The organism is Kitasatospora sp. NPDC059577 (genome assembly GCF_042735475.1).
Lineage (GTDB): Bacteria > Actinomycetota > Actinomycetes > Streptomycetales > Streptomycetaceae > Kitasatospora.
Genome location: NZ_JBHWBZ010000059.1, coordinates 24950 through 35131, shown reverse-complemented (window position 1 = coordinate 35131; position 10182 = coordinate 24950). Strand labels below are relative to the sequence as shown.

Below are 10182 nucleotides of genomic sequence, written 5' to 3'. Positions count from 1 at the left end.
CCGGCGGGGGGGGGGGTTTGTTTTCCCCGGGCGTCTTGCGTGTTGGGGGGGGGGGGGGGGCCGGGCCCCGCCCGGCGCCCCCCCCCCGGCCGGGGGGGCCCCCCCCCCCCGCCCCCCACCACCGGTCGGCTGGTGGAGGCCGTTCAGGAGCTTGATCAGGGTGGACTTGCCGGCTCCGTTCTCGCCGACCAGCGCGATCGAGCGGCCCGCGGGGAGGGTCAGGTCCACGTCCCGAAGCACCGGTTCGCGGCTTCCGGGGTAGCAGAAGGAGACCTGGCGCAGTGTGATGCCGCCGGTCAGGGCGGACGGCGCCGCCGCCGTCGCCGCGCGGTCCTGCGACGGCCCGGCCAGGGCTCCGGTGACCCGCTCGAACCGGGCGATGCCCAGCGCGGCCGCGTAGACCTTGCTCAGCAGGTCCAGGCCGGTGGAGACCTGGCCGCTGACCTGCCCGGCCAGGGTGACCACCAGGACCACGTCGCCGATGCCGGCCCGGCCCTGCTGGGCCTGCCGGAAGACGAGCAGCAGGGATCCGGCGTAGGCGAGCGCGAAGCAGAGCTGGCCCGCCGAGCGGAGCAGGGCCTGCCGGCGGTGGGCCGCGGCCTGGACGGCGGAGACCTGCCGGTGCAGGACCCGGTGCTTGGCGAGGAGGAAGCCCTGGGCGCCGGCGATCCGGATCTCCTTCTGCGCGGCGGCGGAGGCCGCGAGGCCGCGCAGGTGCCGGATCGCACCGGTCGCCGGCGCGCTCTCCTGGCGCCCGGTCTCCACCGCGCGTTCGGCGCGCTTGCCGGTGAGCACCGGGATCACGGCGGCCAGCGGGAGCAGCAGCAGGACGGGCTGGAGGTCGGCCAGCAGGACGGCGGTGAGCAGGAGTTGGGCTGCCAGGCAGACCAGGCTGAGCGAGGCGTGGACGGTGTCCCGCATCCGGATGACGTCCTGGCGCAGCAGGTCCAGGTCGTCGGCGAGTTCGGGGCGGTCGAAGGCGGCCGGCCCCTCGGTTCCGTTGACGCGGACCAGCAGCCGCCGGTTGAGGCCGAGTTCGACCAGTTCGCCCAGCTCGAAGTAGGACAGGTGGGCGAAGTGGCCGAGCATCAGTTCGCAGATCAGGACCACCGCGGCGCCGAGGGCCCAGCCGACGGCCGCGCCGCCGTGCCCGTCGAGCGCGGCGTCGGTGAGCCCCTTGAGCATCAGCGGGACCACGGGGGCGGCCAGGTAGCCGGCCAGCAGCAGGGACCCGCCGACGAGGAGTCGGCGCCGGTCGGTCCGCCAGGAGGACACGGCGAGGAAGCGCAGGAGCCCGAGCAGCAGTCTCATCGTTCCACCGGCCCGGTCCGGGCGGCGAACCGCTTCGCCTGCACGGTGAACAGGTCGGCGTAGGTGCCGCCCCGGGCGAGGAGTTCACGGTGCGAGCCGCGTTCGCTGATGCGGCCGGCGTCCAGGACCACGATCTGTTCGCAGCGGCGCACGGTCGAGAAGCGGTGGGAGATCACCAGGCTGGTCACGCCCTTGGTCAGGTCGAGGAAGCTCTCGAAGAACTCGGCCTCGCCGCGTGCGTCCAGTTGCGCGGTGGGCTCGTCCAGGATCAGGAAGGAGGCGCCGTGCCGGACCGCGAACAGCGAACGGGCCAGGGCCAGCCGCTGCCACTGGCCACCGGACAGGTCGGTGCCGCCCGGGGCGCGGCGCGAGAGCGGGGTGTCCGGGCCGTCGGGGAGCGCGGCGAGCAGTTCCCCCAGTCCGACCCGTTCCAGTGACTCCCGGATGCCGTCGAGGTCGTCGAGGTGCTCGATCGAGCCGAGCGCCACGTTCTCGCGCAGGGTGAGGTCGTAGCGGACGAAGTCCTGGAAGGTGACGGCCAGTCGGCGCTGCCAGTGCGCGGCGTCCAGCGTGCCGAGGTCGACGCCGTTGTAGCGCAGCGTGCCGGAGGTCGGCCGGTACAGGCCGGTGAGCAGTTTGACCAGGGTGGTCTTGCCGGCGCCGTTGAGGCCGACCACCGCGGTGGAGGAGCCCTCGCGCAGCACCAGGTCGACTCCGTCCAGGACGGGCACGGCACCGCCGTCGTACCGGAAGCACAGCGAGCGCACGTCGAGGTCGCCGGACGGCGGGCAGGCGACGGCGGGCCGCGCGGCCTCGGCCGGGGTCGCCGCGCTGAGGCGTTCGAACTCGACGATCGCCGCGAGGGCCTGCCGGCCGTACTGCAGCTTGGTGTCGGACTCGGGGAAGTAGCTACCGAAGCGCAGGCACATCACCGCGGCCTGCAGGGCGATGGCGAACCGGGCGGTTCCGGTGCCGCCGGCATCGGCACCGGCGGCGGCGACGGCCGTCAGGACCGCGCCGCCCACCAGCAGTCCGAGGGCCGAGTAGCGCAGGAAGGGCGGGCCGTAGACGGCCCGGCGGCCGCGCCACAGCGGGTCGAGGTAGCCGCGCACCTCCTGCTGGTAGCGGTTGTCCAGCCATTCGGTGAGGCCGAGGGTGCGCACCTCCTTGGCCGCGCCGGCACTGGTGGCGAGTTCCCTGAGGTACGCCATCCTCCGGCGTTGCGGCGCGAGCCGGCGGAAGAGCCGGCCGTAGGTGTGGAAGGCCCCGGTCTGCCCACGGCGGGTGATCAGGGCGACGGCGAGGGCGCCGAGCGCGGCCCACCAGGTGCAGGCGTAGGCGACCAGGGCGACCGACCCGGCCAGTCTGGCGTAGCGGGCGATCAGCGCGAGCGCGCCCTCGGCGGCGGCGCCCGGGGTCAGGCCGAGCGAGTCGAAGGCCAGGTTCGCCTCGCTGAGCTGGTCGGTGGCCCGTTCGCTCTCGACCACTTCGGCGCGGGCGTCGACGAACGAGGAACGCAGCAGCCGGGCGACGCAGGCGCCGTCCACCCGCTGGGCCACCGCCTGCGACAGCGAGACCTGGAACGGCGCGAGCGCCTGCTGGCCCACGAACGCGACGAGCGCCACGGCCAGCCAGCCGCTCGGTCCCCCGCCGGCGCCGGGCAGTCCCCCGCCGTCGCCGAACCGGCCGTCGCGCACGGCCTGCAGGGCGAAGCCGACGCACAGCGCGAAGACGACGGGCAGCAGGCCGACCAGGGTGTGGAGCGCCGCCGTGCCGGCCACCAGGGGGGTGCCGGCCCGGCGCAGCAGCGCCAGCAGCTGCCGGGTGGCGAGCAGGCGGTCGGCGGCGCGCTCGGCCCAGCGGGAGTTCGTCACGGCCTCAGCCGCCGACGGTGATCAGCAGCGGCAGGATCGCTCCCGCGCGCACCGGGCCCCATTCGCGCTCCTGCCGGCGCACTCCGGCGAGGAGGGTGATCCGGCCGTCGCCGTCCTGGCCGACGCCGGTGCCCGCCAGCGGCACCCGGAACCGGAACAGGTCCTGCCCGTCCACGCGTTCGGCGGTGGCCACGGCGGGGACCGAGCCCGGGCCCGCGTTGGAGTAGTCCGCCTCGTCGAGGAGGTCTCCCGCCGCCCGGTAGAAGTACTCGTAGCGGTGGTCGCCGAAGTTGAGCGAGACGCCGGTCATCTCCTGTTCGGTGCCGCCGGGGACGGCGAGTTCGATCAGCAGGGCTCCGTCGGCGTGGCGGAAGCTGCCGCGCACCTCGAAGTCGGTGCCGGCGCGGCGCAGGACGGCCCGGCTCAGCCCGCCGTCCTCGCCCCGGCGGGTGGAGAACGGGGCGGGCCGGTCGGTCAGCACCAGTTCGGCGGCGCCGATGGAGTCGAGCACCTCGCTCATGGCCAGGTCCCGCAGGACCAACTGCTCGGGATCCCAGGGGAGGTCGACCGCGAAGCCGGCCAGGCCGTCCCACCAGAGGTCGACCGGGAACGCCTCCCGGACCGGGGCGAGCCGCTGGAGCTGCGGATGTCCGGCGAACGGGTCCCGGTGCAGCAGCGCGACGGCCAGCGTGCGGGCGTAGGAGAGGACTTCACCGGCCTGGTAGCGCTCGGCCAGCTCGGCCATCAGGGCCGGGTCGAACTCGGGCAGCGCGCAGAGGTCGACCACCGTGGCCAGTTCGGCGAGGCGGATGGTGGCGGCGGGGATCGGGTAGACGCACAGCAGCGCCTCGACGTGCAGGTGCGAGGAGTGGATCAGGGCGGCGACCTCGGCCCGCAGCAGGTTCACCGCGGCGGGGACCGGGCCCCGGTGCGCGGCAGCGATCCATCCGGTGAGCTCGTCCGGTCCGATCTGCCGGACCAGGTAGCCCGCGGTGTGCTCCCAGTGTCCCGGGTGGTCGGCCGGCCGGGGCGCGGCCTCGGCGCCGGGCCGGGTCACCGGGTAGTAGGAGTGGATGTCGACCTCGCCGCGCCAGGTGGACTCCACGGTGGCGAACGCCGCGAGGTGGCTCCCTGAGTCGAACCGCCGGTAGCCGCTCTTCAGGGCCAGCTCCAGCAGCCGGGCCGGGTCGCGGGCGATGACGTCGACGTCCGAGGAGCGCCGCAGGGAGACGGGGTCGCCGCCGAGCCCGTAGAGGGTCACGCCCTTGAGCACCATCAGGCGGTCCTCGGGGCTGTCGGCCCGTAGCTGCCCGGTCAGTTCGACGACCATGTCGATCTGACGGGCCGACAACTCCTCGATCTCCCGCCGCCGGACCGCGAGCCGCTCACGGAGGGCGGCGGTCACCGGGCCCGCCTCCTGATCGGCCGGCAGCCGTGCCAGGAAGCGCACTTCGAGCCGGTGCGCGGCCAGGGCCTCGTAGAGGGCGTCCGGGTCGAGCCGTTCGAGGTCGGGCACTTCGCCGGGCCTTCCGGCCGCCCACAGGAGGACCTCACGAAGAGCCGGAACTGCAGGGTCCGTCAGTCGCATTGTTTCTCCTCGGGCTCTTCTGGAACCGGTACGGCGGCTCCGGGCGAGGGGGGTGGCGAATTCACACTCGGGGGCATCGACGCCGCCCGGACATTCGCGTTCGCAACACTCTGGGGATTGCATCGCCGCGACGTCAAGCCTTTCGCGTTCCGGAAATCCGGGAATTCATGGTCGATCAATACCCACGATAGAGGGACATGTCGGACTCGACGGCCTGCGGGCGGGGTTCGGGGGGCCATTCGCCGAATGCCGCCGGCCGTTTCGTTCGCCCTGGTCAGCGCGGCGCGGACGGGTGAGGTGACGTCAGAAACGTTCTTGACAGCCACTCTTGGGTCGACTATGGTCCGGGTCGTGAAGTTAGGAAAGTTTCCTATCCGTCAGACCGTGGCCACCAATTCCACGGCCACCATCGGTCCGGGTTCGCACGGCGCGTTCCGGGCACGCGATGGAACGCGCGGGCCCGACCGCCGACCGGGCCCGGGCATTTCCCGTCCGTGCTCCTGATCAGTCGGTTTCGGCAATTCCGCCGGTCGAATCCACATTCGGGCAGGAACTCCGCGCCTGCGATCCCGCCCCGGGGCGTCCGCGCCGGTGGGGACAGGTCGCGCCATGGCCGACTCACGTGGCCCGCAGCGGATTCATCGACCCGATGCGGAGCGGCGGACCGGCCGCCGACCTGACGCGGTCTGCACAACTCCGGCATTCCGTCGGCGAGTTCACCTTCCGCACGAATCGGGGCCACAGCTCGCGATCCGCGCGGATCGACGGGCCTTCGTGCACGGCGGTCGAATGACGGATCGTCATGTCCGTTATCGCACATCCGGTTTCGGGACACCGCGATCGAGAGTCCGTGCGAACCCCGACACACCGTCGGGGCCGCTCCGGCCTTGCCGTACGTCCGACAGGCCGCTAGCTTGTCCGGATCCGCATCCCCGCCGGGACGAGCGAGCGCCTTGAATTTCCCGGGCCGCGGCGGGACCCAGCAGTGCGCACAGGAAAGAACATGAGCGAGCAGACGGGGTGCTTGACCGGAATGAGTTCATTTCCATGGCAATGACGGAAACACCTGGCACGGGCCGCGGCATGTACGTGGGGATCCTGGGACTGGACGGATCCGGTAAGACCACCGTCGCACACGGCTTGACGGATCGGCTGACGGAGCACGGGTACGAGTCCGAGTTCGTACGGTGGCGGGACATCGCCGCCGAACTCGACCGCGTCGACTTTCCGCACCTCACCCTGCGCCAACTCCTGGTCGAGACCTGGCGAACGCGCTACGGCGGGGCGACCGACGAATCCTCGCTCCGTGTGCAGCACGGTCCACGGCTGTACGAGGACTTCACGCTCGCCAAACTCGAACAGGCCGGCTCCGCCTATCCGGTCGACGTCCGCCGCTCCGGCGTGCTGGCGTCCGCACTGCTCGAATTCGTCGCCGACATGTTGATCCAGGCGGAGTTCTTCAACGCCAGCGTGGCCCGCGGCCGGATAGTCGTCACGGACAGCTACGGCTACAAGAACATCATCAAGGTCCTGCGGGTCGCCAACGAGATTCCCAGCGACGACATCTCCAAGGACCTCATCGCCCGGGTGTCCGACTTCATCTCCGACGCCTACTCCAGCCACTTCATGCAACCCGACATCGGCGTCTTCCTGAGGGTCACGCCGGAGGAGTGCTACAAGCGCGTCACCGCGCAGCGCGGCGGCGTCGGGCCGGTCGAGGACATGGGATTCGCGGGTCGCACGGGCCGGTCGTCGTTCCTCGAACTGCAGAGCGCGCTCCTGGCGGAGTACGAGCAGATGGCCGCCGACTGGGGCTGGCACGTCCTCGACGTCGACGGCGCCACTCCTGCGGAAGTCCTCGATGCCGTCAACGACATCGTGGTCGCCGATGTGCGGGCGGCGCGACGCGCGGACGGGCCTCCTCCGGCCGGCGTGTAGGTCCCGGGGAGGCGCAACCACTGTCCATGTGTACCTGTCGCGGGGGGCGAACACACCGATGACCGAACCGGATGCGCGGTCCCGGGACGTACTGGAGCAGGTCCCCGAGGGCGTGCGCGACGCACTGGGACTGCGGCGGGCCCGTGAACTCACCGGCGGCGGCACGCCCGCGCGGGTGTACCGGTGCGAGGACGGGGACGGGGACGCGGTCGTCGTCAAGGTCCTGCGCGCCGGGGCCGGGGCGGTGGACGGCCACGACCTGGGCTCCTTCCTCCGCAAGCCCGCGCAGATCGCCCGGATCCACCGGGAGCTCCCGGCCCTCTCGCCGTACTACGTCCCGCTCGTCGGGCACTGGCAGGGGCCCGACTGGGGCGCCTACGCGATGCCCTGGATCGACGGTGCCTCCCCCGTCACGCTGCTGCGCGACGGGGACCCCGGCCGGCAGCGGTTCCTGGCGGCGCTGCGGTCGGTGTTCGGGATCCTCGGGACGCACGGCTACTCGGCGAGCTCCGTGCCCGCCCCTCCCGGCCACGGCCTCGGCACCCACGCCGGCCGGCTGGCCCGCCGACTCCCCCTGCTGACCGAGCACTTGGGCCCGCTGACCGACGGGACGGACCTGCGGGTGAACGGACGGCCGGTGCCGTCCGCCCACGAGCTGCTCCGCCGGACCGCCGCCCGGGAGGACGTGCTCGCCGCGCTCCAGCCGCCCCGGCTGTACTTCCCGGTGCACGGGGACCTCAACCTGGGCAATCTCATGCTGCGCGCCGCCGATGCGCCCGGGAGCCGGCACGGCCTCGACCCCGACCGGCAGTTCACCGTGGTGGACCCGCGCGGCATCGACGAGCACTGGGACCCGGTGTACGACGCCGCGAAGGCGCTGTTCAGTCTGACGCTGTTCGACGCCGCGATGACCGGCGGGTTCGAGATCGGCCGGGACGCCACCGGCGGCTACGACGTGCGGCTGCGCCGCCCGGTGCCGGCCCACAGCGCCGCCGCCGCGGAGGTGCCCGCCACCCTGGCGACCGTCGGGTTCTTCCGACGGCTCGGCCACGGCGACCCGCTGTGGCTCCGGAGGCTGCTGTACGCCCACGCCTTCCACGTCCTGGCCGAGGCGGCCTGCCGGCTCTCGGACCGGACGGTCCGCACCTTCCCCGGGGCGACCGGTCCGGCCGCCCGCCGCGAACTCGCCCTGGGGCTCCACCTCAGTGGGCTCCTGCTGCTCGACGACCTGCTGTCCGGGCCCGCCGAACCCGAGGCCGATCCCGCCGCGCACCTGGCCTGCCTGGCCACCGTCCACGGGCCGGCCACGGCCTGCCCGCTCCCGGGCTGACCGCCCCTCCTCCGTGCCACGGGCCGGGTGGATGCCGCGGCCGGACCGCCACCACCGGCACCACGGCACCCCTGCCATGCCGACACCACGGCACCGCTGCCACTCCGGCACCACCGCCGTACCGGCACCACCACCGCTTCGACGTCCTGGCCGCCCGACACCGGCGAGGTTCGTGCACAACACACCGACCGATGCTGCTCGCCGCACGTTCGAGCACGACGACAGGAGACTTCCCGTGGACCGGACCGTCAAGCGCCTGGAGGAACGGCGCCTCGCAGACTTCTTCGGCAAGGGCGAGGGGGGCGGCCCGGACGTCCGCTTCGCGGACCCGGCCGCCGTGGCCGCGGCGGTCGCCGCCGGGGCCGACCGGGAGCTCTACTCCGCGGCACGCGACGTGCTCCCCTCCCGGGTGGTGCCCGCCCCCGAGGGGCAGGACGGCCCGGTGGCCGGCGCCACCCTGTGGTCCGCCGACCTCGTCATCTACCAGGACGGCACACTGCCCGGCGGTGAGCCCTTCCGCTCGACCGGGCACTGGAACCCCGCCGACCAGCTGGAGATCTTCCAGGTGCTCAGCGGCCGCGTGCTCATGCTGTGCAGCATGCTCGACGAGTCCGGCGACGAGTCGTACGTGTACTTCCAGGAGTGCCGGGCCGGGGACCTCGCCGTGGTCCCGTTCGGCGCCTGGCACCTGACCTACGTGCTCGACGGCCCGGCGATGGTGGTCAACACCTACTCCGGTCCGGCCGGCGCCCGCACCGCCGGGACGGCCACCGGCGCCGGCCACACTCCGGCGGCGAAGTACCGCTCGCGGCGCGGCCCGGCCGAGATCACGGTCACCCGGTCCGGGACGGGGTTCGCCATCGACCTGTCCGCGACGTGGCGTCGGGCGTGCGGTGACCCGGTGCGGGTGTCGTGCCCGGCGTGGCTCCAGAAGTACGTCCCGCCGAGCGGGCTGCTCACCGACCTGCACGTGTCCGCAACGGACGCCGACCTGGAAGCCCTGCTCGCCTCGGCGCGCGCCTCCTCCGGTGCGGACCTGACGGAAGCCGCCGAGCTGTGGTCGTGAATCCGGTCCGGTGCCCGCGGCGGGGCCCCCTGACCCCGGGCCGGCGCCCGCACCGGTACGAGTCCGCCCCCGGCCGCCGGAGGGAGGACGCATGACCGCCGTCGCCGTCTGCGGACTCGGCCTGATGGGGCTCCCGGTCGCGACCCGGCTGGCGGCGTCGGGGTTCTCGGTCAGCGTGTGGGACCGCACGCCCGCCAGGGCCGCCGCCCTCGCCGGCACCGGGGTGACCGTCGCGCCGTCCCCCGCGGCCGCCGCCGCGGGGGCCCGGGCGGCACTCGTGCTGGTGAGCGACTTCGACGCCGTGCGCGCGGTGGTCGGCGGGCCCGAGGGCGTCGCGGCGGGCCGGCCGCAGGTGATCGCGCAGATGTCGACGATCGCGCCGCACGAGACGCTCGCCCTGGCCGCGGACCTGCCCTCGGACGTGCGGCTGCTCGACGCGCCGGTGACCGGCAGCGTCCCGCAGGCGAGCGCCGGCGACCTGCGGATCCTGACCGGTGGCGACGACGCGGCGCACGCCGCCGCCGGGCCGGTCCTGGAGGCGCTGGGCACGGTCGTGCGCTGCGGCCCGCTGGGCGCGGCGTCGGCCCTCAAGTGCGTCCTGAACACCTGCGTCGCGCCCATGGTGGCGCTGCTGGCCGAGGGGCTGGCCCTGGCGGACAGGCTGGACCTCGACCAGGACCTGCTGCTCGACGAACTGGAGCGCACCCGGGTCGGCCCGCTGGTCACCCGCAAGCGGGCCATGATCGAGAGCGGCGAGTTCCCCGCGGACTCGCGGCTGAAGCTCTTCGCCAAGGACATGGGGGTCGCGGAGGCCACGGCCGCCACCTGCGGCGCGCAGCTGCGGCTGGCACACCAGGCCCGGCTGCTGGCCGAGGAAGCCGTCGCCGCGGGACTGGGCGAGCTGGACTACTCCGTGCTGGCGGGCTACCTGCGCGACCGGCCGGCGCCGTGAGCCCAGCGGGCGGCTGAGGGGCCGCCCGGCCCCCTGCCCACCTGCCCGTCCCCCTCCTGGCCGTCCCCTCCTGGCCGTCCGCCGCCCGCCGGGCACCGTCCGCCGGGCACCGCTGCAACGCTG

General features: G+C 73.7%; 7 protein-coding genes. 4 read left to right on the top strand and 3 right to left on the bottom strand.

The window, feature by feature from the left end:
• The 3 genes from ACFV0O_RS33115 to ACFV0O_RS33105 all read right to left on the bottom strand — a co-directional run.
• Positions 1–1311 (bottom strand): ATP-binding cassette domain-containing protein (locus ACFV0O_RS33115; protein WP_380347453.1); only part of this gene is annotated, 1311 nt, incomplete at its 3' end.
• Positions 1308–3185, bottom strand: a complete 1878-nt coding sequence (locus ACFV0O_RS33110) for an ABC transporter ATP-binding protein (RefSeq protein ID WP_380347452.1) — start codon at positions 3183–3185, stop codon at positions 1308–1310. The genes ACFV0O_RS33115 and ACFV0O_RS33110, both read right to left, overlap by 4 nt.
• A gap of 4 nt (positions 3186–3189) precedes the next feature.
• Positions 3190–4701 (bottom strand): nucleotidyltransferase family protein, encoded by a 1512-nt coding sequence (locus ACFV0O_RS33105; RefSeq protein WP_380347451.1) that lies wholly within the window; start codon positions 4699–4701, stop codon positions 3190–3192.
• 1119 nt (positions 4702–5820) lie between these two features.
• On the opposite strand from ACFV0O_RS33105, the gene ACFV0O_RS33100 reads away from it, so the two are divergent.
• From ACFV0O_RS33100 to ACFV0O_RS33085, 4 genes are all read left to right on the top strand, one after another.
• Positions 5821–6711, top strand: coding sequence for a dTMP kinase (locus ACFV0O_RS33100; RefSeq protein ID WP_380347450.1), 891 nt, complete (start codon positions 5821–5823; stop codon positions 6709–6711).
• Positions 6712–6769: 58 nt separating this feature from the next.
• Complete coding sequence (locus tag ACFV0O_RS33095) at positions 6770–8041, top strand: phosphotransferase family protein (RefSeq protein ID WP_380347449.1); 1272 nt, start codon at positions 6770–6772, stop codon at positions 8039–8041.
• A 235-nt stretch (positions 8042–8276) separates the two neighbouring features.
• The gene (locus ACFV0O_RS33090) at positions 8277–9107 is read left to right on the top strand and encodes a hypothetical protein (RefSeq protein ID WP_380347448.1); all 831 of its coding nucleotides are present in this window, start codon (positions 8277–8279) and stop codon (positions 9105–9107) included.
• Positions 9108–9198: 91 nt separating this feature from the next.
• Positions 9199–10059, top strand: coding sequence for an NAD(P)-dependent oxidoreductase (locus ACFV0O_RS33085; RefSeq protein ID WP_380347447.1), 861 nt, complete (start codon positions 9199–9201; stop codon positions 10057–10059).
• Positions 10060–10182: the final 123 nt, after the last annotated feature.